This window comes from Massilia sp. Bi118, assembly GCF_918697865.1.
Taxonomy (GTDB): domain Bacteria; phylum Pseudomonadota; class Gammaproteobacteria; order Burkholderiales; family Burkholderiaceae_D; genus Telluria.
Map to the genome: position 1 here is coordinate 98,986 of NZ_CAKKMV010000001.1, position 24,151 is coordinate 123,136.

A 24,151-nucleotide genomic window follows, 5' to 3' on the forward strand; every position below is an offset into this window, starting at 1 on the left:
TTCTTCTGTTCTGGGCTTAGCCGACCTTGACTTCGGCGGCGTCGATTTCGGGCGATTTCGGCAGCATGGGGAAGCCCAGCTTCTCGCGCGAATCGTAATAGGCCTGGGCCACTAGGCGCGACAGCGTGCGCACGCGGCCAATGTAGGCGGCGCGCTCGGTGACGGAAATCGCGCCGCGCGCGTCCAGCAGGTTGAAGCTGTGCGAAGCCTTCATGATCTGCTCGTAGGCCGGCAGGGTCAGTTCCAGCTCGATCAGGCGCTTGGCTTCGGATTCGTGATTATTAAACGCCTGGAACAGCAGCTCGGTGTTCGAGTGCTCGAAGTTGTAGGTCGACTGCTCGACCTCGTTCTGGTGGAACACGTCGCCGTAGGACAGGCGCTTGGTGACGCCGTTTTCTTCCCACTCGGTCCACACCAGGTCGTAGACGTTTTCCACGCCCTGCAGGTACATCGCCAGGCGCTCGATGCCGTAGGTGATCTCGCCCAGCACCGGCTTGCAATCCAGGCCGCCGACCTGCTGGAAGTAGGTGAACTGCGTGACTTCCATGCCGTTCAGCCAGACTTCCCAGCCCAGGCCCCAGGCGCCCAGGGTCGGGCTTTCCCAGTCGTCCTCGACGAAGCGGACGTCGTTCTTCTTCAGGTCCAGGCCCAGCGCGGCCAGGGAGCCAAGATAGAGGTCGAGGATGTTTTCCGGCGCCGGCTTGAGCACCACCTGGTACTGGTAATAGTGCTGCAGGCGGTTCGGATTCTCGCCGTAGCGGCCATCCTTCGGACGGCGCGAAGGCTGGACGTAGGCGGCGCGCCAGGGCTCGGGTCCGATCGCGCGCAGGAAGGTGCCGGTGTGGAAGGTGCCCGCGCCGACTTCCATGTCGTACGGCTGGAGCAGGGCGCAACCTTGCTTGTCCCAGTAGGTTTGCAAGGTCAGGATGATTTGTTGGAATGTGAGCATCTTTAGGCGTGGAGCTGTATGTCGGCTTCGGGCACGCGGGCCGCGAACACGGTGAGTTTGCTAAAAGGCCAATTTTAGCGGGTTTTCACGGCTGACTCGAAACGAATCGCGAATTCTAACTACGCTTGCGCATCCTGCCGCTCAGCCAGGCGCCGGCCAGGCCCAGCATGCCGAGGCCGAGGAACAGGTAGTTCCCGCAGCGGATATACGGCGTCATGCCGGAAGTGCCCTGCACGGTGGCGCTCAGCACGCCCTCCTTGTAGAAGGGCAGCACGTGCGCGATGTGGCCGCGGTGGTCGATGACGGCGGTGGCGCCGTCATTGGTCGCGCGCAGCATCGGGCGCCCGGTTTCCAGCGTGCGCATGCGCGAGATCTGCAGGTGCTGCGGGATCGCGGTCGACTGGCCGTACCAGGACAGGTTGGACACGTTCAGCAGCATCGTCGCCGGGCGCGGCGCATTGCGCAGCTGGTAGGCGATCTCTTCGCCGAACACGTCTTCGTAGCAGATATTCGGCAGCACCAGCTGGTCCTTGACGGCGAAGGGCGCCTGCAGGGCCGCACCGCGGGTGGCGTCGTTCAGCGGGATGTTCAGCATGTCGGTGAACCAGCGGAAGCCCGGCGGGATGAATTCGCCGAAGGGCACCAGGTGGGCCTTGTCGTAGCGGTAGGCCTGCGCTTGCGCCTGCGGCGGCACGGTGACCAGGCTGTTCGAATACTTGCCGGGACCGTCCAGCAGCGGCATGCCGAGCGCCAGCGTGCTGCCGCTGGAGGCGGCGAAACGCTGCAGGCCTTCCAGGTAACCCGGGGGCAGGTTGTGCGCGAAGATCGGGATCGCGGTCTCGGGCGTCGCCACCAGGTCGGCCGGCGCGGCCGTGATCAGGCCCTGGTAGGTCTCCAGGATGCTGGTCAGGAAGGCCAGGTCGAACTTGCGGTCCTGCGGAATATTCCCCTGCAACAGGCGCACGGTCAGCGGCTGGCCCGTGACCTGGGTCCACTCGACGGTACGCAGGGCGGCGCCCGCCAGCATCAGCGCGGCGAACAGCGCGAGCGCGGGCAGTTTATGGCGCTGGGTCAGCATCACGAGGCAGGCGGCGCACATCGCCACCAGCACGCCTATGCCGTAGACGCCGATCAGCGGTGCGAAGCCGGCCAGCGGCGCGCCGTCATGCGCGTAGCCGGAAGCCGCCCAGGGAAAGCCGGTGAAGACCCAGCCGCGCATCCACTCGCTGACGCCCCACAGGATGGGCAGGACCAGCAGCAGGAAGGCGCTGACCGGCAGCGACCAGCGCCGCCGCAGCCAGGTGGCGATGCCGGTGGCGAGCGCGCCGAACAGGCCCATGTAAAGGCCCAGCAGGACGACACCGATCGCGCCGAGCACCGCCGGCAGGTGCGCGAAGCGGGTCATGAAGATGTACAGCCAGTGCATGCCCGCCACCGACCAGCCGAAGCCGAAGGCCCAGCCAAGCAGGGTGGCGCGGCGGGTCGAGCTGCCCATGCCGACCTGGTAGAACAGCCAGGCCAGCGACAGGAACTGCAACGGCCACCAGCCGAAGGGCTCGAAGGAAAACAGGCTGAGGCCCCCGGCCACGACGGCGCAGGCGAGGGCGGTCAAGCTGGGACGGGTGCCGCGCAGCGCCGGGTCGGGGGCAGTGGCGGTCTGGGAACGGCGGCGCAGGATCAAGCTAGGGTCCATTTCATTCTACGTCGTCCCCGCGAAGGCGGGGACCCAAGTTGGACGAGCAGACGGTACGCATGCAGAACTTGGGTCCCCGCCTTCGCGGGGACGACGGGGGTGTCAGTCGTGGTCGCTCTCGGATACGGGCAGCTTCTCGACCAGCAGCACATGGATCTGGCGGGCGTCGGCGCGCAGCACCTCGAAGCGCAGGTTGTCGAGGTCGAACACCTCGCCCTTGTGCGGCATGCGGCCCAGGTGGCTGGCGACCAGGCCGCCGATGGTGTCGACGTCGTCTTCCGGCAGGTCGACCCCGATCTCTTCGTTGAACTGCTCGATCTCGGTGAGCGCCTTGACGCGCCAGCGCGGGCCGTGCTGGCCCTCCTTGATCGACAGGACGTTGTCCTCTTCCTCGTCGAAGTCGTATTCGTCCTCGATGTCGCCGACGATCTGTTCGAGCACGTCCTCGATGGTGATCAGGCCGGCCACGCCGCTGTACTCGTCGACCACGATGGCCATGTGGTTGTGGTTCGCGCGGAAGTCGCGCAGCAGCACGTTCAGGCGCTTCGATTCGGGGATGAAGATGGCCGGGCGCAGCATGTCGCGTACGTCGAAGGACTCTTCGGCGTAGTAGCGCAGCAGGTCCTTGGCCAGCACGATGCCGACCACTTTGTCGCGTTCGCCCTCGATGGCGGGGAAGCGCGAGTGCGCCGTTTCCAGCACGATCGGCAGCCATTCCTCGATCGGCTTGGTGATGTCGATGACGTCCATCTGCGAGCGCGGCACCATGATGTCGCGCACCGACAGGTCGGAGACCTGGAACACGCCCTCGATCATGGAGAGGGCATCGGCGTCGATGAGGTTGCGTTCGTGGGCGTCGTGCAGCACTTCGAGCAGCTCGGCGCGATTTTCGGGCTCGGGGGAGATCAGGGCGGTCAGCCGTTCGAAGAGGGACCGGTGGGTTTTGACGTCGTTACGGACGTCAGCAGGGTGCTCGGGCATAGTTGGCGTGAAGCCGTTGTTGCGATGGGCATTAGGATACACCAAAACCGCGGATGCCTGTTTTTTATGCAGCCAAGGTAAGCGGTGGATGTGTGCGCCGTATTGATCCGCCTTTGTCCTATAGTTGTTCATTCGCTACTGAAGCCACTGAAGGAGCTCCCCATGCCCGCCCTCGATATCAACGGCACCGCCACCAATCTCGACGTCCCCGACGACATGCCCCTGCTGTGGGCCATCCGCGACGTGATGGGCCTGACCGGCACCAAGTTCGGCTGCGGCGTCGCGCTGTGCGGCGCCTGCACCGTGCACCTGGACGGCCAGCCGATCCGCTCCTGCGTGACGCCGGTGTCGGCGGCGGCCGGCAAGAAGATCACGACCATCGAGGCGATCGGCAACGACCCCGTGGGCGCGAAGGTGCAGGACGCCTGGCGCCAGGTCGACGTGGTGCAGTGCGGTTACTGCCAGTCCGGCCAGATCATGTCCGCCACCGCGCTGCTGCAGGCAAACGCCAAGCCGAGCGACGCCGACATCGACAGCGCCATGGCCGGCAATATCTGCCGCTGCGGCACCTATGGGCGTATTAGAAAAGCGATCAAGATCGCCGCAGGCATCCCGTCCCCGGCCGTGGCCCCTGCCGCCCAGCCGCAAGCCCCCCGAAAAGCCTGAACCGAGGAGCGCACATGGAAACCAAAGACAAAGTATCGAACGCGCGCCGCGGCTTCATGAAGGCAGGCGCGGTGGCCGGCGGCGGCCTGCTGTTCGGCTTCTCGCTGTTCGGCTGCAGCAAGGACGGTAAAGAAGGACAGAACGACCGCAAGGAGAAGCCGTCCGAAACGGCGGTCGGCCAGGCGGCCACCGCCGCCACCGAACCGGCGGGACTGGCGCACGACGCCTTCATCCGCATCGACAGGGAGGGCATCGTCACCCTGATCATCCACAAGGTCGAGATGGGGCAGGGCACCTTCACCTCGATGCCGATGCTGCTGGCCGAGGAGCTGGGCGCCGACCTGTCGAAAGTGAAGCTGGAGCAGGCCCCGGCCGACAACAGCCTGTACGCCGACCCGATGCTGGGCGGCCAGGTGACGGGTGGTTCGACCTCGGTGCGCGGCGCCTGGAAGCCGCTGCGCGAAGCCGGCGCCAAGGTGCGCACGGTACTGGTGCAGGCGGCGGCCCAGACCTGGAAGGTCGATGAGAAGGAGCTCAGCGTGGTCGGCGGCACCGTGCGCCACGCCGCCTCGAACCGCTCGGCCCACTTCGGCGAACTGGCCGACGCCGCATCGAAGCTGCAGTTTCCGAAGACGGTCACGCTGAAGGATGCGGCCGACTTCACCCTGATCGGCAAGTCGCTCAAGCGCCTGGATTCGCCGGTCAAGACCAATGGCCAGGCCATGTTCGGCATCGACGCGCGCCTGCCCAACATGGGCATCGCGGCGGTGATGGCCTCGCCGGTCACCGGCGGCAAGGTAGCGGCGGTGGACGAGCAGAAGGCGATGGCGGTGAAAGGTGTGCGCCAGGTGCTGCGCATCGAAGGCGCCGTGGCGGTGGTGGCCGATAACTTCTGGACCGCGAAACAGGGCCTGATAGCAAGCGCGCCGCGCTTCGACGACGGCCCGAACGCCAACGTCAGCACCGCGTCCATCGTGGCCGACATGGCCAAGGCCGCGGAAGGCACCGGCGCAATCGCGACCAACAAGGGCGACGCCCTGAAGGTGCTGGGCCAGGAAGGTGGGGGGCGCCGCATCGACGCCGTCTACGAGATGCCCTTCCTCGCCCACGCGACCATGGAGCCGATGAACTGCACGGTCGACCTGCGCGCCGATGCCTGCGAACTGTGGGTCGGCACCCAGGTGCCGGCGCTGGCGCAGGGCGCCGCCGCCAAGGTGACCGGCCTGCCGGTCGAGAAAGTGAAGGTGCACAACCACTACCTGGGCGGCGGCTTCGGGCGCCGGCTGGAAGTCGACAACGTGCTGCAGGCGGTGGCCTTCGCCAAGCTGGCAAAGGGGCCGCTGAAAGTCATCTGGACGCGCGAGGAAGACATCCAGCACGACATGTACCGCCCCTATTATTATGACCGCCTGTCGGCGAAGCTCGACAACAAGGGCATGCCGCTGGCCTGGTTCCACCGCGTGACCGGTTCCTCGATCATGTCGCGCTTCGCGCCGCCGATGGTCAAGAACGGCGTCGACCCGGATGCCGTCGAAGGCGCGGCCGACCTGCAGTACACGATTCCCGACATGCGCGTCGAGTACGTGCGCCACGAACCGCCAGGCGTGCCGACCGCCTTCTGGCGCGGCGTCGGCCCGACCCACAACATCTTCGTGGTCGAGAGTTTCATCGACGAGCTGGCGTATGCGAGCAAGACCGACCCGGTCGCCTTCCGCCGCGCCCTGCTGCAGAAATCGCCGCGCACGCTGGGGGTCTTGAACCTGGCGGCGCAGAAGGCGGGCTGGGGACGGCCCTTGAAACCGGTGGCGGGGCGCAAGGTGGGCCGCGGCGTGTCGACCCAGTTCGCGTTCGGCAGCTATATGTCGCAGGTGGCGGAAGTCTCGGTCGGCCCGGACGGCGATGTGCGCGTGCACCGCGTGGTGTGCGCGGTCGACTGCGGCCAGAACGTCAACCCGGACGGCATCATCGCGCAGATGGAAGGCGGCATCGTGTTCGGCGCCAGCGCCGCGCTATGGGACCAGATCACCCACGAGAAAGGGCGGGTCCAGCAGACCAACTTCGGCGACTACCGCGTGATGCGGATGAACGAGGCGCCGACGGTGGAGGTGTATATCGTCAACAGCCACGACGAGCCGGGCGGGATCGGCGAGCCGGGAACGGCGGGGATTGCGCCGGCGATCAGTAATGCGGTGTTTGCGGCGACCGGGAAGCGGGTGAGGAAGCTGCCGATTGGGGAGCAGCTCAAGAAGGCCTGAAACGTCGTCCCCGCGCAGGCGGGGACCCAAGTTTGTCGGCAGATCGCATAACTTGGGTTCCCGCCTGCGCGGGAACGACGAGTTATTAATTACTCTTCGGCGTACGGATCGGGGTAGCCGAGCGCCTCCATGATGTCGCGCTCCAGCTGCTCCATCTCCTCCGCCTCCTCGTCATGCTCATGGTCGTAACCCTGCGCATGCAGCACGCCGTGCACCACCAGGTGCGCCACGTGTTCCTCGACCGTCTTCTTCTGCTCTTCCGCCTCGCGCTGCAGCACGTCGGTGCACAGCACGATGTCGGCCTGGACCGGTTCGTCGTCAGCCAGTTCCTCCCCTTCGTTGTAGGCGAAGGTGAGGACGTTGGTCGCGTAGTCCTTGTGGCGGTAGTCGCGGTTCAGGACCTGGCCTTCGGCAGCGTCGACGAAGCGGATCGCCAGTTCGGCCGGGCCGAGCAGGGAGGCTTCTACCCAGCGCTCGATCATCGCAGGGGGGATCGAGGCTTCCAGGCGGATGTCGGGGTACTGGACGTCCAGTTCCAGCTTATGCTTTTTTTCTTGCATTTCGGGTCACGGGTTTGGCCACGCCGGGCAGGGCGCCGAGCTCCTGCATCGAGGCGGATTTTTCATAGGCGTCGACGATGCGTCCCACCAGCGGGTGGCGCACCACGTCGGCGCTGGAGAAGTGGGAGAAGGCGATGCCGCGCGTATCCTTCAGCACGTGCATCGCATCGACCAGGCCGCTGCGCTGGGTCTTGTGCAGGTCGACCTGGGTGACGTCGCCGGTGACCACGGCCTTGCTGCCGAAGCCGATGCGGGTCAGGAACATCTTCATCTGTTCGACGGTCGTGTTCTGGGCTTCGTCCAGGATCACGAAGGCGTGGTTCAGCGTGCGCCCGCGCATGAAGGCCAGCGGGGCGATCTCGATCACCTGCTTTTCGAACAGCTTCTGCGTGCGGTCGAAGCCGAGCAGGTCGTACAGCGCGTCGTACAGCGGACGCAGGTAAGGGTCGACCTTTTGCGCGAAGTCGCCGGGCAGGAAGCCGAGGCGCTCGCCGGCTTCCACGGCCGGGCGGGTCAGGATGATGCGCTTGACGGCGTCGCGTTCCAGCGCGTCGACGGCGCAGGCCACCGCCAGGTAGGTCTTGCCGGTGCCGGCCGGGCCGATACCGAAGCTGATGTCGTGCTCGAGCACCGCCTTCAGGTACTGGATCTGGTGCGGGGTGCGGCCGCGCAGGTCGCTGCGGCGCGTCTTCAGCATCGGGCTGACCAGGTCGCTGTCGGTCTCGCCGCCTTCTTCCTCCGCGGTGAAGGTTTCGCCCGGCTCCTTTTTCACTTCGGGCGCGGCGGGTGCTTCGGCGGCGGCCGGTTTCAGGCCGGCGCGCTGTTCGACCAGGGCCAGCTGCACTTCCTCGATCGGCACGACCTTGTTGGCCACCGCGTAGAAGCGTTCGAGCAGCTCGACCGCGCGCTCGGCGTTGGTGCCGCTGACGATGAACTTCTCGCCGCGCCGGAAGATCGTGACGTCGAGGGCGGCCGAGATCTGGCGCAGGTTCTCGTCGAGCGGACCGCAAAGATGGGCGAGCCGCGTGTTATCGAGCGGCTCGGGGATGAAATACGAAGGCTGGGTGGGTGTCTGGTTTTTCAACTTGCTTTGGCTATCGTATCAATGCTGGCGACCAGGTCGCCGCGCAGGCTGTAATCCAGGCTTTCGGTGATGCGCACGTCGACCAGCTGGCCGATCAGCGTCTCGCCAAGCTCGCCCGGGAGGAAGTTGACGACGCGGTTGTTCTCGGTGCGGCCGGCCAGTTCTCCCTGTCCTTTCTTGGACGGTCCTTCGACCAGGATGCGCTGTACCGAGCCGACCATCGCCGCGCTGGACTTGCGGGTGTTCAGGTCGATCTGGGCCTGCAGGCGCTGCAGGCGCGCCAGTTTCACTTCGTGCGGGGTATCGTCTTCGAGATTGGCGGCCGGGGTGCCGGGACGCTTGCTGAAGATGAAGCTGAAGCTGTTGTCGAAGCCGACGTCTTCCACCAGCTTCATCATCGCTTCGAAATCGGCGTCGCTCTCGCCCGGGAAGCCGACGATGAAGTCCGACGAGATCGAGATATTCGGCCGCACCGCCTTGATGCGGCGGATGATGGACTTGTATTCGAGACCGGTGTAGCCGCGCTTCATGGCCTGCAGGATGCGGTCGGAACCGTGCTGCACCGGCAGGTAGAGGTGGTTCACCAGCTGCGGGATTTTCGCGTAGGCGTCGATCAGGCGCTGGGTGAATTCCTTCGGGTGGCTGGTGACGAAGCGCAGGCGCTCGATGCCGGGGATTTCGGCCACGTACTCGAGCAACAATGCAAAGTCGGCGATCTCGCCGCTGGCCATCACGCCGCGGTAGGCGTTCACATTCTGGCCCAGCAGCATGATTTCCTTCACGCCCTGGGCGGCCAGGCCGGCGACCTCGGTCAGCACATCCTCGAAGCGGCGCGAGACTTCCTCGCCGCGGGTGTAGGGCACCACGCAGTAGCTGCAGTACTTGCTGCAGCCTTCCATGATCGAGACATAGGCGACCGGGCCTTCGACCTTGCTAGGGGGCAGATGGTCGAACTTTTCGATTTCCGGGAAGCTGATGTCGACCTGGGCCGATCCGCTGGCGCGGCGCGCCTGGATCATCTGCGGCAGGCGGTGCAGGGTCTGCGGGCCGAACACCACGTCGACGTGGGGCGCGCGCTTGACGATGGCTGCGCCTTCCTGCGAGGCGACGCAGCCGCCCACGCCGATCACCAGGTCCGGCTTGCCGCGCTTGAGCTCCTTCAGGCGGCCGAGATCGGAGAAGACCTTTTCCTGTGCCTTTTCACGCACCGAGCAGGTGTTGAAGAGGATGACGTCGGCGTCTTCCGGGGTGTCGGTGCGTACGAGTCCTTCGGACGCGCCGAGCACGTCCGCCATCTTGTCCGAGTCGTACTCGTTCATTTGGCAACCAAAGGTCTTGATGAATACTTTTTTCTGCATGGCTGATGCTTTGACAAGTGAATTCCAGTTTACCGCAAATCGGAAACCCGCCCGGAAATGGACGTGTGCACCCGGTTTCGGTACTGGTCGGAATGAGTAATTTCTTAACCGAAATTTTTGAAACAGTCGGTTACATTGTTAAATCTTGAAATCGGGTTGCTAACTGTTATGTTTGTCATTGCCGGAACAACTCTTTTTTTATTTCTTCTTGTAAATCAAATAGCTACTCCGTACTGGCAATTGCAAAATAAGTTCAAGAAAACTCTTGCGTGCGCCACAATCTGTCACCATGTGCTGAAATGACTGTATGACAAGCTTTCCGAACGTTAGCTTGATTTCGACCAATGATTTTCGTGCTCCGGTCGAGTGTGAACCCGGCGTATGAGTTTGATAATTTGTTCGAAAAACAAGTGCGTAGGGGTAGCGAGTCAGGGAGCGCACGGGGTCCGGGAACGTTGTCGACGCGCAGTCGATTGATCGTTCGGTAACGTATCCGGGAACTTATGTTGACGAAACGAAGTCTTTAACAAAGTTCGTAAGAGAACTATTTTAACCACTCACGAGGTAATCATGGCACATCACGCTCTGTCTTCACAGGAAAGCTACAACCCGAACCACTTGCTGGACATTCTGCTCGGCAAGATGCAGCTGAAGAATGACGCAGCGCTGTCGCGCATGCTGGAAGTTGCTCCACCGGTGATCAGCAAGATCCGTCACCATCGCCTGCCGGTCGGCGCATCGCTGCTGATCCGCATGCACGAAGTGACCGGCATGAGCATTCGCGACCTGCGCGACCTGATGGGCGACCGTCGTACCAAGTATCGTCTGTCGGACGCACAAGGCCGCCCGAAGCCTGAAGAAAAAGCTGCAAAGGAGGCTGCCGCACAAGCCGCTCAGCAAGCCCAACCGCAAGATCAGAGCGACGCTTCCAAATCCGGCAATTATGCGCACTGATGCCGAGGGCATGACAGCCGGTCCTGTCATGCCTCCGGCGAGACCCGGCAGCGGGTTCGCACCTGCTGCCGTCACTTCCAGGCCGTCCTGAGAAAGAGGGGTCGCTCCCCTTAAGCCATCAGGATGGCCGACATTTCTTCCAGTTGTTGTTCCGACTCGCGGAACAAGTCCATATAAGCATCTTCGTTCAAGCCCATCGCATTCCAGGCCACGCTGGACAGCGCCGGCACCAGTTCATCTTCCTCGCCCGCCAGGTCGAGGGCATGGACGACCGCGTTGGCCACATGGACGATGGCGGCAAGAAATCCCGCGCCCGGCGTTTCGGGCGCGTGGTGATACGCGATCGCCTGGCGCATCGTGTCCGAAAAGTTCCAGTGTTCCGCCAGCGCCACCCCGGCATCCACATGGTCGACGCCCAGTACCGTACGCTCGGCGTCCAGCCATTCGCCATCGTGTTCACTGCGCCAGGCCAGCGCCTCGCCATAGGCTTGCGGATGGCCGGTCACCAGCACCAGACGGCCTATGTCGTGCAGCAAGCCGGCCGTGAAGGCGACATCCTGGTTGAAGCGCAGGCGCCGCGCCAGCGAACGGGCGCAGACCGCGGTCGCGATCGAATGGCGCCAGAAGGCCTTGTCGTTGAATCCGGGACACAGTCCGTTCGGGAAGCAGCCCGTGACGGCCGCCGCCGTGATCAGGTTGCGCGTGGTCTGGAAGCCGAGGAAGGTGATGGCTTGCTGGATCGTCGCCACCTTCACCTGCAGGCCGAAGGAAGACGAGTTCGCCAGGCGCAGGGTCTTGGCCGTCAGCGCCTGGTCGTAGGAGACTTTCTTCGCCAGCACCGAGATATCGATATTGTCCTGCTCGATGCTGCTGAGCAGTTCCATGACGACGGCCGGCAGGGAAGGCAGGTCCTGCACGCTGGCGGCCAGCTGTTCCAGGGAAATTTTGCTCATCGTTGCACCTCGCGCTGCAGGCGGAAATCTTCGATGTACTGGCGCAGGATGGTGGTTGCCCAGTCGTCATTGCTGCCGCGCTCGTGCTTGCGGAATACGTGATCCAGCCTTTCCTGCACGCGGGCCGCGTCGATGGGCGGCGCGGCGGGACTGGCCACGAGGATGGGCAGGATCTCGACGCCATGGCGGGCCAGCGATGCCAGCATGCCCTCGGTCAGCACCACGCCCTGTGCCAGCAGCACATTGCCCTTTTCGTCGCGCAGCACCTCGCCCAGTACCATACCCGGGCTGGCCTCTTGCAAGGGTGTCAGCTGGTAAGCCCTGTTCATACTTCCCTCTTTCCATTCGTTAACGGAATTATATTAACACCCGATCCGGGTGGAACAGGCAGTCCCTGGCCGGCAAGCTGTCCTGAACTGTTGTATTCTCGGCAGGTTTCAATTCGATAGGACAAGTATGAAACTGTATTTCAGCCCGGGCGCCTGCTCGCTCGCTCCCCACATCGCCCTGCTCGAGGCAGGCCTGGACTTCACGACCGAAAAAGTCGACATCCGCGCGCGCAAGACCGAAAGCGGCGCCGATTTCCTGGCAATCAATCCGAAGGGCTATGTGCCCGCCCTGGAACTGAAGGACGGCGCCGTGCTGACCGAAGGCCCGGCCATCGTCCAGTTCATCGCCGACCTGGCCCCGGATCGCCAGCTGGCGCCGGCCAACGGCACGATGGAGCGCTATCGCCTGGTGGAATGGCTGAACTTCATCTCGACCGAGATCCACAAGAGCTTCAGCCCGCTGTTCCGTCCGACCTCGACCGAGGACATGAAGGCGGCCGCGCGCACCCACCTGACCAACCGCCTGGCTTGGCTGGCCGGCCAGCTGGAAGGCCGCGATTACCTGATGGGTTCGCAGTTCACGGTGGCCGACGGCTATCTGTTCACGGTGCTGGGCTGGGCCAACTTCGTCCAGTTCGATCTGTCGGCGTGGCCGGTGTTTGCCGCCTATACGCAGCGCGTCGCTTCCCGCCCGGCGGTGCAGCAGGCGCTGCGCGACGAAGGCCTGCTCAAGTAAGCCGGCCGGCAATGTGGATGCTGCGCTGCGCCACGGGGCGCCCGGACAGGCTACCATGCGCGCCATGACAAGCAATCGCTACGTGGCCCTGCTGAGGGGCGTGAATGTCGGGCGCGCAAAGCGGGTCGCCATGGCCGATCTCCGCAAACTGGTGGCCGACCTTGGCTACGACGAGGTGCGCAGTGTCCTCAACAGCGGCAACCTGGTCTTCAGCGGCCCGCTGCGGCCGCAGGACGAAGTCGCCGCGCAAATCGAGGAAGCCCTGGTGCTGAAGCTGGGCGTGGCGGCGCGCGTGCTGGTGCTCGACGCCGCCGAGCTCGCCGATGTCGTTGCCAGCAATCCCTTGCTCGGCCAGGCCGGCGACCATTCGCGCCTGCTGGCCTTTATCCTCTCGAGCCCGCATTCCACGCCACAGGCCCGCCAGGCGCTCGAAGCGCTCTGTGGCCAAAGCTGGGAATCCGGCGCCACCGCGCTGGGCCAGCGCGCCGCTTACGTGTGGTGTCCCGACGGCATCCTCGACAGCGCCGCCGCGGCCGCGCTCGGCAAGCAGCTGGGCGACACGACTACCTCGCGCAACTGGGCCACCCTGCTGAAACTGCATGCGCTGTGCAGCGAGCCCTTGTAATCGGGCATCCTGTACTCATATAAGAAAATGAAAACGGCGCCCTGTGGCGCCGTCGACTCTCCGCTTTTTCCTCTCAGTCCTTCTTGAACTTTTCGCTGCTGTCGCGGCTTGCGCGGTAGCCGATCAGGATCAGGCCCACCAGCATCATCGCAAACACTTCCGGTTCCGGCAGTTCGGACATGGAAGGCGAGGGCGGCATGATCACTTCGGTACGGCCGACCGTCGAGACATCGGCAATGCGATGGGCGCGGATGGCGTGGCTGGTGTCGAGGTCGATGGCGGCGGCCTGGGCGGCGCCGAAAGGCAGGCTGAGTGCCGAACTGAGCGCAGCGGCAAGAACATATCGTTTCACGGTCATTCCTTCCAAATGTCCACCTCGGAGAGCGCATCCGGGTACCAATCCAGCATAGCAAAAATGCGCTATGCATTGCGCTCGTTACGTCTTGTTACCTGTTTCTCAGCAATTAGAAATAATAAATTTTTTATAATTAACTTATTTGAAATTATTATGCCGTAGCCACTTATTTAATATGCAAAAAACGCATTAAACTTTGCGATTTGTTTAGCTAACTTATTGAAATTATAAAGAAAACAGATATCAATTTGATCAGCTGTGTTGTGTCTCAAAGTTTTTTCAGCGCACGGTATACACGTATCTTTTCTTTGGGGGTATAGTCTCCATATCCCCATTGCCTTCGGGCATCAAAACAATAGCAGACGCCTACGTTTGCATCCAATGCGGTCCCATGCACCGCCGCCTTTCGCGTCCACTCGGCATTTCGGAAGGCACGCATTATCTACATCGTGAAGCACCTTCAGATTAAAGAGTACTGATATATGCCCAATTTTGCCCGACTTCAAATTGCCTTTAAGAATGTCTATGTCCGTATCCTGACTGCCGTGTTGCTGGGCATGCTAGTGGGCTGGTTCATTTACAAGGCAGACGTCCCGCAGGATCCGTCGCCGGTCGTCCACTCGCAGAATATCTCCGAGATCACCGAACTGGCCAGCCAGAAGGACAAGCTCGACTATCTGCTGGTGGCCCGTCCCCTGTCCGACGCACCGCGCTATATCTACAAGTTCAAGGGCGCGCCGCAGCTGCACGTGGTGAAGGTGCCGAGCACCTCCCACCTGTCGCTGGAGCGCGAAGTCCTGCTGAAGAACGCCATCCCGTATTCGATCGCCAAGGACGATTACCTGGCTTCGCACAAAGCCGTGCTGCAGGACGAGAGCGAAGGCTTCGCCTCCGACGTCGTGTCCTTCATGAAGCGCCACGCGCTCGACCTGACGGTGCTGGTCGTGATCCTGTACGCCCTGAAATTCGGCATCCCGGGCATGAACGCCGGCGGCGCCCAGATGATCTCGCCTGACAAGCTGAAGGGCTCGCTGGACGACCTGATCGGCATGGAAGACATCAAGCAGGAAGTCCTCCACCTGGAAGACATGATCCGCAACCGCGAGCTGTACAAAGAGCACAACATCGACAAGCCCTTTAACGTCATGCTGACCGGTCCTGCCGGTACGGGTAAAACCAAGCTGGTCGGCTACCTGGCCAAGCGCCTGGACATCCCGCTGATCCAGGCCTCGGGCTCGGCGCTGGAATCGGGTTATGTCGGCGGCGGTTCGAAGGCGCTGAACGCCCTGTACCGCAAGGCCTCGAGCAAGGGCCGCTGCATCATCTTCCTGGATGAAGCGCAGAGCCTGTTCATGCCGCGCGGCCGCAGCGAAAAGAAATGGGAAGACGACACCGCCAATACCCTGCTGGGCCTGCTGGACGGCGTGAAGAGCGACAAGGGCCAGGGCGTGATCTGGGTCGTCGCCTCGAACTTCGACGATGCCTCGACCGAGATGGACGAAGCGATGCTGCGCCGCTTCTCGGTGAAGATCAACTTCCGCCTGCCGAACAAGGCCGAGCGCAAGGAACTGCTGCGCAGCTTCCTGTCGCGCAAGAAGGAAGGCCTGGTGGACTTCAACGACCTCGACCTGGACCAGGTGGCCGAGATCACCCAGAACCTGAGCCCGGCCCTGCTGGAATCCGTGGTGGAACGCGCCTCGATGCTGTCGATCCAGGAAAAGGTCATCATCAATACCGACCTGCTGTTCCGTGCGTATGAGCGTGCGACCATCGGCCTGACCGACCGCGCCACCACCGCCGAGAAGCACAAGCAGCGCGAGCGCATCGCCGTGCACGAACTGGGTCACTTCTTCATGCAGATCGACCCCTTCCTGCGCGCCGGCATGACCCTGGACGAAGTGAAGGAGAAGTCGCACCTGCTGAAGATCAGCACCGAAGCCGTGTCGAAGATCGGCGCCCTGGGCTACGTCCTGCAGTCGGGCGACGACATGTCGCTCCGCACCCTGGAAGAGCTGGAGCGCGACGTGATCGGCCTGTACGGCGGCGTGGCGGCGGAAGAGCTGTTCTACGGCGCCCGCGGCATCTCGGTCGGCAGCCAGAACGACATCGAGAAGATCACCAAGATGCTGAACCTGATGGTGGGCCGCCTGTCGATGTACTCGCGCGCCAAGATCGACTACAGCCAGATGGGCAACGACGCCTCGGGCGAGCACACCCTGCGCCAGGTCGAGGAAAAGTCGGATGAGCTGTACAACTACACGCTGAATTCGATCCGCGACTACCAGGACGTGATCGTGGCGCTCAAGGACACGCTGCTCGACCAGTACGTGCTGTCCAAGGATGCCGTGTTCTCCCTGCTGGAAGAGCACAAGGATGCGCTGCTGGCCGGTCTGCATCACGCCCGCCACGCCAGCCTGAAGCTGTGCGCAGAGGAAGCCGCGGTGGCGTGAGTCTGACAATGTGATGCTTCCCGGGCCAGTCCCGGGTGAAGGCGGCGGACAGCGATGTCCGCCGCCTTTTTTCATGGCTTGCCGGGCGCCTGGAGCTCGGCGCGGATCGTGCGGAGAAGCCGGTCGGTTTCGGCCAGCCAGCGCACGGCCAGCTGCTGCGGGATGCTGCCGTCGTCCGCCTGCGGCAGCGCCGGCGTGGGCGGGGCTTGCTGCGGCTGTTCGCGCCCGGCCGGCGTGTCGAGCAGCGCGGCGGTGTCGTCCAGGCTTGCCGCCAGCGTGCAGGCAGCCTCGCGCAGCGCTTCGGATTGCGCCGGCGCGCAGGCATGGCGCACGCAATAGGCGATGCGCGCCAGCCGCGCCAGGTGTTCGCGGCGGTTTTCCTTCGAGCCCGGATAGGCCGTGCCGGTGACGGGGCCGAGCGCCTGGCGCAGCGCCTGCAGCTTGCGGTCCAGCTCACGCACCGCCGCGTGCTGTGTTTCCGGTGCGGGTTCGGTCCAGGTTGCGCGCAGCAGCTTGCCGGCGGCCCGCAGCAGGTCCGCGCTCCTGCTGCCGGATTCGTCGCGCGTGTGCGCCGGGAAGACGAACCTGGCGCTGAGAATGGCGCTGGCCGCGCCGATCGCGGTTTCTTCCAGCCGGAGCAGCAGCAGGCCCGGACTGTCCATCCCCATCAATTCGTACAGCATCGCCAGCATGGCGCTCAGCAGCACCGTATAGGCATTCTGCAGCCCGTGGAAGGCATAGAAGCCGGCCGCGATGAACACGAACAGCAGCGACAGTTCGATGCTCCGGCTGCCGTGCACCAGTGCCGCCGCCGCGATGCCGACGCCGACGCCGGCCACCGTCGCCAGCACCTGGCGCCAGGCGCCCGACAGGGTCTGCCCGACGGTGGCCGAGCGCGTGAACACCACGAAGGCCGCGAACACCGCCCAGAACCAGTGGTCCGCCGATAAGGCGCGTCCCGCCAGCAGGGCGCCCAGCGCGGCCGCGCAGGCCTGCAGCGCGCGCCGGGTGGTGTCGTCCGGCCAGTGCTGGTCTTTCGCCTTGGGCGGCCGCGAAGCGGCGGGCGCCGGCTTGCGCTCGTCGCCCATGGCGGGCAAGGGATCGCGCAGCGAAGGCAGGCCGGCGAGTATGTCGAGCGCCCGACGCAGGCGCCAGCGCAGGGCTTCCGGCAGGGCGCCGGGTGCATGGCGGGCGGTCCAGGCGCCGGCATCCACAGGCCGGTCCTTGCGGACGTCGCGGGCCAGCGCACGCAGGCCCGCGGCGAAGTCCTGCCGGTCGCCCGCGCCATCCGATGCGCGCACGGCCGCATCGACGGCTTCCGCCGCCATTTCGCCGTGCAGGATGCTGTCGCGCAGGCGGGCGGCCTCGCCCTGTGCCGGCGCCTTGCCGAAATCGGCGATGCGCGTATCGATGTCCAGCGACTGCCCGTTCAGGGCCGCCAGCTGCGCCTCGACGCGCTTGCGGCCAGCCTCGCCGTCCTGTTCCAGCTGGCGCGCCAGATCATGCAGCAGCGCGGCGATGCGGGCGCGCCATGCGCGCAGTTCGCTGCGCAGCATCCGGCCCGGATGCTCGGGCACCAGCCAGAAGCGGATGATGAAGGCGATCGCGCAGCCGCTGAACACGAACACGGGATCCCACTGCGCCTTCGACGGCGGCACCTTCAGCAGCAGCGCGTAGAAAAAGGACTGGTAGGCGATCGTACCGAGGCCGCTGGCGCGCGGCCCGAAGCGGCGCACCTGGAAGGCCGCGAAAATCACCAGCAGGAAGCAGGCGCCGCTCAGCCAGGGATTGCCGGACACCAGGCTGCCCAGCACCAGCATCGCGCTGGCGACCACCGGCACCCAGGCCATGGTCACCTGCTGCTGGCGGCGGCCCGCATCCGGCAGGGCGGCGGCGGCGATCATCGGCACCACGATGCCGCCCAGGGCCAATTCGTACTTCAGGCCGAGCCAGCGGGTCAGGAACAGGAAGGCGCCGGCGCAGATGCCGGCGGTGAGCAGCGCGCGCAGGCTGCTCTGGAGCCGCTCCAGCGCGGGATCGGAAGCGAGCAGGCGCTCGCCCAGGTAGCCGGGGAAGTCGAACCGGTGGCGGTCATGGCGCATCCCCTCACTGTACAAGATGACAAGGATGCGCCACGCACGCCTGGTTCAGTTGTATTTAGTGTGTTGCGGGCGCCTGCGCCAGGCCCTGCAGCACATGCTCCGTCATGCTCCTGGCCAGTTCGCGCTCGCCGACGAACACGGTGCCGCCGGTCTCTTCGCGCAGCAGGCGCGCCTCTTCCTCGCTGTGGGTCCGCACCACGCAGCGGATCGATGGATTGAGCGCCTTGGCGGTCTCGATCATGCTGCGCACGTGGAAGGTGTCAGGCGTGGCGATCACCAGCATCGAGGCGTGCGCGATGTGGGCCTGGATCAGCACCGCCGGATCGGCCGCATTGCCGGCCACCGCCGGCTGGTTGCGCCGGCGCAGGTCCTCGACCATCTCGCGGTTCTGTTCCGCCACCACGTAGTGCACCTTCTGGCGGTCCAGCTCCTCGGCGATGCGCTTGCCCACGCGGCCAAAACCGACCAGCACCACCTGGCCACGCAGGTGCTCGTGCGCGACCGTCATCGGCAGCTCGGCCAGCGGGTCGGCCGAGCGCTCGAGCTTGCGGGCCAGGTCGGATTTGGAGCGCAGCCACTCCTGCAGCGGATTGATGGCCTTGAACATCAGTGGGTTCACGGCGATCGAGATGATGGCGCCGGCCAGGATCAGGTTCTGGCCGAGGTCCGGCAGCAGGCCCAGCGACATGCCCAGTGCCGCCAGGATGAAGGAGAATTCGCCGATCTGCGCCAGGCTGGCCGAGACGGTGATGGCTGTGTTCAGCGGATAGCGCAGCGCCAGCACCAGCACGAAGGCCGCGAGCGATTTGCCGAACAGGATGATGGCGACCACCGCCAGCAGTTCGAGCGGATGTTCGACCAGCACGCGCGGGTCGAACAGCATGCCGACCGAAACGAAGAACAGCACCGAGAATGCGTCGCGCAGCGGCAGGGTTTCCTCGGCCGCGCGGTGGCTCAGCGCCGATTCGCGCAGCACCATGCCGGCAAAGAAGGCGCCCAGCGCGAACGAAACCCCAAATAACTCCGACGAGCCGTAGGCGATGCCGACCGCGGCCGCGATCACGGCCAGCGTGAACAGCTCGCGCGAACCGGTCTTGGCCACGCGCCACAGGAACCAGGGAAACAGCTTGCGGCCGACCAGCAGCATGAAGGCGACGAAGGCGCCCACCGACAGCAGGGTCTTGCCGAGCGCCAGCCACAGCGAGTCATTGGCGCCATGGCCGCCGGCGGCGTGGCCGCCCAGCGGGCCGGCCAGCGCCGGCAGCAGCACCAGCACCAGCACCGTGACCAGGTCCTCGACCACCAGCCAGCCTACCGCGATGCGGCCGTTGAAGGAGTCCAGCTGGCCGCGGTCTTCCAGCGCCCGCAGCAGCACCACGGTACTGGCCACCGACAGCGCCAGGCCGAACACCAGGCCCGCACCCAGGCCCCAGCCCCACAAATGGCTGACGCCGATGCCCATCAGCGTGGCGACCGTGATCTGCAGGATCGCGCCGGGCAGGGCGATGCCCTTGACCTCCAATAGATCGTCGAGCGAGAAGTGCAGGCCCACCCCGAACATCAGCAGCATCACGCCGATCTCCGCCAGCTGGGATGCGAGCGCGACGTCCGCCACGAAGCCCGGCGTGGCCGGGCCGATCAGGACGCCGGCGGCCAGATAGCCGACCAGGGCCGGCAAGCGGACCTTCACGGCGACCATGCCGAACAGCAGGCCGAAGCCGAGGGCGGCCGCGATGGTGGTGATCAGACTGATGTTGTGGTGCATGCGGACGTGGCTCCTTTTGTAAAGTTAAACCAGTCCAGTATAAGCGACATCACGGCAGATCACGGGAGAATCTGCGCGGAAAACAGCAGATGACGGCGGATCAGGGCATCGTCGCGAGCGCCAGCAAGGCCTTGCGCAGCGAAGCCCGCACCGCATCGAACTGCGTGCGCCGGCGCCGCTTGTCGAGCCGGAACAGCATCAGGCCCTCGATCTGCGCCACCATCAGGATCGCGCGCTGCATGGTTTCGTCGTCGGAGATGCCGGGGTTCAGGCCGCGGATCAGGTTGTAGACGGTCTTGCGCTCGCGCCCCAGCATCTTGTCCATCAGGTTCGAGGCGAAGGGATTGCGCGAGGCCAGCGCCCAGAGCTCGAAAAAGAAGGCGTGGGTGAGCGGATCGGTGATCTCGTCCAGGAACATGTCGACCGTGGTGAGGAAGCGTTCGAGCTGCGAGCGCTCGCTCATGGCCGCGGCGATGGCATCCATCCTGGCCTGAAAACTGTCCATGGTGGTCAGCAGCAGGGCTTCCAGCAGCAAGTCCTTGCTGCCGTAGTAGTGCTGCACGTTCGAGAGGCTCATGCCGGCCTCCTGGGCCACGCGCCGCATCGACAGCCCGGCATAGCCATCCGCGGCGAGCAGGCCGCGCGCCGCCTCGAGGATGTCCTGCGCCCGGCCCAGGCCCTTCTCGGTGGTGCCGGAGGCCTTGTTCCTGAGCGTGCTGTCGAGTGTCGTATCCATGCGGCGATTATACTTTATCGACTAGTACAGTTGACCTATAATTGTCCAGACACCGTCGAGTGACCTAGAAAAAACCTGAGGAGACAGCGATGAGCCAGAAAGTATTCGTCACAGGCGTGGGCATGATCCCCTTCGCCAAGCCGGGCGCCAGCGCGCCTTACCACGAGATGGGCGCGCTGGCCGTGCGCGCCGCGCTGATTGATGCCGGCATCGCCTACGACAGCGTCGAGCAGGCCTATGTCGGCTATGTGTATGGCGATTCGACCTGCGGCCAGAAGGCGCTGTACGGCGTCGGCATGACCGGCATCCCCATCGTCAACGTCAACAACAACTGCTCGACCGGTTCGACGGCGCTCTACCTGGCGCGCCAGGCCGTGCAGAGCGGGGCGGCGGACTGCGTGCTGGTGCTGGGCTTCGAGCAGATGAGTCCCGGCGCCCTGGCCTCGGTCTTCAACGACCGTCCCGCGCCCTTCGACGATTTCGACGCCGTCACCGACCGCCTGGTCGGCCAGGCCGACATCCCGCTGGCGCTGCGCTACTTCGGCGGCGCCGGTCTGGCCCACATGGAAAAGTACGGCACGCCGCTGAACGCCTTCGCCCGCATCCGCGCCAAGGCCAGCCGCCATGCGGTCAACAACCCGCTGGCCCTGTTCCGCAAGGAGGTGACGGAACAGGACGTGCTGGACGCGCCCGCGATCTGGCCCGGCGTGATGACCCGCCTGATGGCCTGCCCGCCGACCTGCGGCGCCGCCGCCGCGGTGCTGGTCTCCGAAAGCTTCGCGAAGAAGCACAACCTGCGCGCCGACGTCCACATCGCCGCCCAGGCGATGACCACCGACCGCCCGAGCACCTTCGATGCGGACGACATGATGCGCCTGGTCGGCTACGACATGAGCAGGGAAGCGGCAAACAAGGTCTATGCCCAGGCCGGCGTCGGCCCGGAAGACCTCGACGTGGTCGAGCTGCACGACTGCTTCGCCCACAATGAACTGATCACCTACGAGGCCCTGGGCCTGTGCCCGGAGGGCGGCGCCGACAAGTTCATCAGCGAAGGCGACAACACCTACGGCGGCCAGGTCGTGACCAACCCGTCCGGCGGCCTGCTGTCGAAGGGCCACCCGCTGGGCGCCACCGGCCTGGCGCAGTGCTTCGAGCTGACCAACCAGCTGCGCGGCAGCGCCGGCGCACGCCAGGTCGAGGGCGCGCGGGTCGCCCTGCAGCACAACCTGGGCCTGGGCGGCGCCTGCGTCGTCACCATGTACCGCGCATAAGGAGAGAAGCATGGACTACGTCTCTCCCTGGATGGACGCCGAGCTCGAAGGTTTCCGCGACGCCGTGCGCCGCTTCGTCGACCATGAGGTCGTCCCGCACCAGCAGCGCTGGCGCGAGCAGCAGCACGTCGACCGCGCCGTCTGGAGCAAGGCCGGCGAAATGGGCCTCCTGCTGGCCGACATCCCCGAAGAATACGGCGGCTCGGGCGGCAGCTTCGCCCACCAGTGCGTGGTGTTCGAGGAGCTGTGCTACGCCGGCGACACCGCCTTCGGCCTGCACGTGCACGCCATCGTCGCTCACTACCTGCTGAACCAGGGCACCGAAGAGCAGAAGCGGCGCTACCTGCCGAAGCTGGGCAGCGGCGAGACGATCGCCGCGATCGCCATGTCGGAACCGGGCGCCGGCTCCGACCTGAAAGGCATCCGCAGCACGGCCATCCGGAGCGGTGACGGCTACCGCCTGAACGGCTCCAAGACTTTCATTTCGAACGGCTACATGGCCGACCTGATCCTGGTGGTGGCCAAGACCGATCCGGCGGGCGGTTCGAAAGGCATCTCACTGATGCTGGTCGAGACGCGGGACAATCCAGGATTCCGCGTCGGCCGCATCCTGGAAAAGGTCGGGCAGAAGGGCCAGGACACCTGCGAGCTGTTCTTCGACGACGTCCACGTGCCGCTGGCGAACGTGCTGGGCGGGGAGGAGGGCAGGGGCTTTGCCCAGCTGATGACCGAGCTGCCTTACGAGCGCACCATCGTCGGCGTGTGCGGCGTGGCTTCGATCGAGCGCGCCATCCGGCTGACCGTCGAGCATACCAAGGAGCGCAAGGCCTTCGGCCAGGCCCTGATCGACATGCAGAACACCCGCTTCGTGCTGGCCGAGGCGAAGACCGAGGCGTTTGTGGCGCGCGTGTTCGTCGACCGCTGCATCGAGGATTTGATTGCCGGCCGCATGGACACGGTGCAGGCCTCGATGGCCAAGTACTGGATCACCGACCTGCAATGCAAGATCGTCGACCAGTGCGTGCAGCTGTTCGGCGGCTACGGCTACATGCTGGAGTACCCGATCGCGCAGATGTATGTCGACGCCCGCGTACAGCGCATCTACGGCGGCGCCAACGAGATCATGAAAGAGATCATCGCCCGTTCGTTGTAATCGGAGGAATCGAATGCCTGGACCTTTATCCGGACTGAAGGTAATCGAAATGGTCGGCATCGGCCCATGCCCCTTCGCGGCGATGATGCTGGCCGATATGGGCGCGGACGTGATCCGCATCGATCGCAAGCCCGACCCCAATGCGCCGAACCCGTATCCAATCCTGGGCACGAAGTTCGACGTGATGGCGCGCGGGCGCCGCTCGCTGGCGCTGGACCTGAAGGATCCGCGCGCGCGCCAGCTGCTGCTCGACCTGGTGGCCAAGGCTGACGTGCTGGTCGAAGGCTTCCGGCCCGGCGTGATGGAGCGTCTCGGGCTCGGCCCCGACTCCTGCCTGGACCGTAACCCGCGCCTGGTCTACGGCCGCGTGACCGGCTGGGGCCAGAGCGGGCCGCTGTCGCAGGCGGCCGGGCATGACCTCAACTACGTGGCGCTGTCCGGCATGCTGCATGCGATGGGGCGCGCGGACGGCCCGCCGGCGCCGCCATTGAACCTGGTCGGCGACTTCGGCGGCGGCGCCATGATGCTGGCCTTTGGCGTGGTCTGCGCCGTATTGGAGGCGAAGAACTCGGGCAAGGGCCAGGTGGTCGATGCCGCCATGACGGACGGCGCCGCGCTGCTGGGCGCGATGATGTACGGCCTGCGCGCCTTCGGTTCCTGGAAGGGGGAGCGGGAAGCCAACCTGCTCGACGGCGGCGCCCCTTTCTACGACTGCTACGCCTGCGCGGACGGCAAGTTCATCTCCATCGGCGCGATCGAGCCGCAGTTCTATGCCCAGCTGCTGGCGCTGGCCGGCGTCGAGGATCCGCAATTCGGCAAGCAGTGGCGCCAGGCCGACTGGCCGGAACTCAAGCGCAAGTTCGCCGCGTTGTTCGCCACCCGCAGCCGCGCCGAATGGTCGGCGCTGCTGGAGGGGACCGACGTCTGCTTCGCCCCCGTGCTCGACATGGCGGAAGCGCCGCGCCATCCGCACAATGCGGCGCGCGGCACCTTCGTCGAACGCGACGGCGTGACCCAGCCGGCGCCGGCGCCGCGCTTCTCGCGCACCGAGCCGGAAATCGGCGCGCGGCCCTCCAGTCCCGGCCAGGACGGCGCGGCGGTGCTGGCAGATTGGGGCTGGAGCGCGGCCAGCGTGGAGGCGCTGCGGCGCGCCGGCGTCGTCTAGGCTGGTCTAAG

Annotated in this window: 21 protein-coding genes; 9 read left to right on the forward strand and 12 right to left on the reverse strand. The window is 65.1% G+C overall.

All coding sequences use genetic code 11. The annotated features are described in order from the left end of the window. Positions 1–16: 16 nt before the first annotated feature. From glyQ to LQV39_RS00475, 3 genes are all read right to left on the reverse strand, one after another. A complete protein-coding gene (glyQ, locus tag LQV39_RS00465; protein WP_230019664.1) occupies positions 17–949 on the reverse strand; it encodes a glycine--tRNA ligase subunit alpha in 933 nt (310 codons plus the stop codon). Positions 950–1,064: 115 nt separating this feature from the next. Beyond that, positions 1,065–2,642 (reverse strand): apolipoprotein N-acyltransferase, encoded by a 1,578-nt coding sequence (gene lnt, locus LQV39_RS00470; protein WP_230019665.1) that lies wholly within the window; start codon positions 2,640–2,642, stop codon positions 1,065–1,067. 102 nt (positions 2,643–2,744) lie between these two features. Further along, complete coding sequence (locus LQV39_RS00475; RefSeq protein WP_230019666.1) at positions 2,745–3,623, reverse strand: HlyC/CorC family transporter; 879 nt, start codon at positions 3,621–3,623, stop codon at positions 2,745–2,747. A gap of 162 nt (positions 3,624–3,785) precedes the next feature. On the opposite strand from LQV39_RS00475, the gene LQV39_RS00480 reads away from it, so the two are divergent. Together LQV39_RS00480 and LQV39_RS00485 are read left to right on the forward strand one after the other, a co-directional pair. Further along, entirely contained in the window at positions 3,786–4,289 is a 504-nt protein-coding gene (locus tag LQV39_RS00480) for a (2Fe-2S)-binding protein (RefSeq protein WP_230019667.1), read from the forward strand. A 14-nt stretch (positions 4,290–4,303) separates the two neighbouring features. Then, a complete protein-coding gene (locus LQV39_RS00485; protein WP_230019668.1) occupies positions 4,304–6,544 on the forward strand; it encodes a xanthine dehydrogenase family protein molybdopterin-binding subunit in 2,241 nt (746 codons plus the stop codon). Positions 6,545–6,633: 89 nt separating this feature from the next. Here the strand turns inward: LQV39_RS00485 and ybeY are convergent, their stop codons facing one another. From ybeY to miaB, 3 genes are read right to left on the reverse strand one after another with little or no spacing between them, the layout of a single operon-like run. After that, positions 6,634–7,104, reverse strand: coding sequence for an rRNA maturation RNase YbeY (ybeY, locus tag LQV39_RS00490; RefSeq protein ID WP_230019669.1), 471 nt, complete (start codon positions 7,102–7,104; stop codon positions 6,634–6,636). Next, entirely contained in the window at positions 7,085–8,188 is a 1,104-nt protein-coding gene (locus LQV39_RS00495) for a PhoH family protein (RefSeq protein WP_230019670.1), read from the reverse strand. The genes ybeY and LQV39_RS00495 overlap by 20 nt, the downstream gene beginning before the upstream one ends. Next, complete coding sequence (gene miaB / locus LQV39_RS00500) at positions 8,185–9,546, reverse strand: tRNA (N6-isopentenyl adenosine(37)-C2)-methylthiotransferase MiaB (protein ID WP_230019671.1); 1,362 nt, start codon at positions 9,544–9,546, stop codon at positions 8,185–8,187. The genes LQV39_RS00495 and miaB overlap by 4 nt, the downstream gene beginning before the upstream one ends. A gap of 570 nt (positions 9,547–10,116) precedes the next feature. On the opposite strand from miaB, the gene LQV39_RS00505 reads away from it, so the two are divergent. Next, positions 10,117–10,500 carry a hypothetical protein gene (locus tag LQV39_RS00505; protein ID WP_230019672.1) on the forward strand — a complete coding sequence of 128 codons (384 nt, stop codon included), beginning with the start codon at positions 10,117–10,119 and terminating at the stop codon, positions 10,498–10,500. Positions 10,501–10,610: 110 nt separating this feature from the next. Here LQV39_RS00505 and LQV39_RS00510 read toward each other — a convergent pair whose 3' ends face one another. Together LQV39_RS00510 and LQV39_RS00515 are read right to left on the reverse strand one after the other, a co-directional pair. Further along, the gene (locus LQV39_RS00510) at positions 10,611–11,453 is read right to left on the reverse strand and encodes an HDOD domain-containing protein (protein ID WP_230019673.1); all 843 of its coding nucleotides are present in this window, start codon (positions 11,451–11,453) and stop codon (positions 10,611–10,613) included. Continuing rightward, positions 11,450–11,782 (reverse strand): hypothetical protein, encoded by a 333-nt coding sequence (locus LQV39_RS00515; protein ID WP_230019674.1) that lies wholly within the window; start codon positions 11,780–11,782, stop codon positions 11,450–11,452. Before LQV39_RS00515 ends, LQV39_RS00510 begins: the two co-directional genes overlap by 4 nt. A gap of 127 nt (positions 11,783–11,909) precedes the next feature. On the opposite strand from LQV39_RS00515, the gene gstA reads away from it, so the two are divergent. Further along, a complete protein-coding gene (gene gstA, locus LQV39_RS00520; RefSeq protein ID WP_230019675.1) occupies positions 11,910–12,518 on the forward strand; it encodes a glutathione transferase GstA in 609 nt (202 codons plus the stop codon). Positions 12,519–12,573: 55 nt separating this feature from the next. Next, positions 12,574–13,143, forward strand: coding sequence for a DUF1697 domain-containing protein (locus tag LQV39_RS00525; RefSeq protein WP_230019676.1), 570 nt, complete (start codon positions 12,574–12,576; stop codon positions 13,141–13,143). 73 nt (positions 13,144–13,216) lie between these two features. Here LQV39_RS00525 and LQV39_RS00530 read toward each other — a convergent pair whose 3' ends face one another. Continuing rightward, positions 13,217–13,495, reverse strand: a complete 279-nt coding sequence (locus LQV39_RS00530) for a hypothetical protein (protein ID WP_230019677.1) — start codon at positions 13,493–13,495, stop codon at positions 13,217–13,219. Between the two features lie 485 nt (positions 13,496–13,980). Between LQV39_RS00530 and LQV39_RS00535 the strand changes: the two genes are divergently transcribed. Beyond that, positions 13,981–15,948, forward strand: a complete 1,968-nt coding sequence (locus LQV39_RS00535) for an AAA family ATPase (protein ID WP_230019678.1) — start codon at positions 13,981–13,983, stop codon at positions 15,946–15,948. Between the two features lie 71 nt (positions 15,949–16,019). Here the strand turns inward: LQV39_RS00535 and LQV39_RS00540 are convergent, their stop codons facing one another. The 3 genes from LQV39_RS00540 to LQV39_RS00550 all read right to left on the reverse strand — a co-directional run bounded on the left by LQV39_RS00540 (position 16,020) and on the right by LQV39_RS00550 (position 20,551). Beyond that, positions 16,020–18,050 (reverse strand): FUSC family protein, encoded by a 2,031-nt coding sequence (locus LQV39_RS00540; protein WP_230019679.1) that lies wholly within the window; start codon positions 18,048–18,050, stop codon positions 16,020–16,022. A gap of 55 nt (positions 18,051–18,105) precedes the next feature. After that, a complete protein-coding gene (gene ybaL, locus LQV39_RS00545) occupies positions 18,106–19,815 on the reverse strand; it encodes a YbaL family putative K(+) efflux transporter (protein WP_230019680.1) in 1,710 nt (569 codons plus the stop codon). Between the two features lie 100 nt (positions 19,816–19,915). Beyond that, complete coding sequence (locus LQV39_RS00550) at positions 19,916–20,551, reverse strand: TetR/AcrR family transcriptional regulator (RefSeq protein WP_230019681.1); 636 nt, start codon at positions 20,549–20,551, stop codon at positions 19,916–19,918. 89 nt (positions 20,552–20,640) lie between these two features. Here LQV39_RS00550 and LQV39_RS00555 point away from each other — a divergent pair, with 89 nt between their 5' ends. From LQV39_RS00555 to LQV39_RS00565, 3 genes are read left to right on the forward strand one after another with little or no spacing between them, the layout of a single operon-like run. Beyond that, positions 20,641–21,822, forward strand: a complete 1,182-nt coding sequence (locus LQV39_RS00555) for a lipid-transfer protein (protein ID WP_230019682.1) — start codon at positions 20,641–20,643, stop codon at positions 21,820–21,822. 10 nt (positions 21,823–21,832) lie between these two features. Then, positions 21,833–22,975 (forward strand): acyl-CoA dehydrogenase family protein, encoded by a 1,143-nt coding sequence (locus tag LQV39_RS00560; RefSeq protein ID WP_230019683.1) that lies wholly within the window; start codon positions 21,833–21,835, stop codon positions 22,973–22,975. A 13-nt stretch (positions 22,976–22,988) separates the two neighbouring features. Continuing rightward, positions 22,989–24,140, forward strand: coding sequence for a CaiB/BaiF CoA-transferase family protein (locus tag LQV39_RS00565; protein ID WP_230019684.1), 1,152 nt, complete (start codon positions 22,989–22,991; stop codon positions 24,138–24,140). Positions 24,141–24,151: the final 11 nt, after the last annotated feature.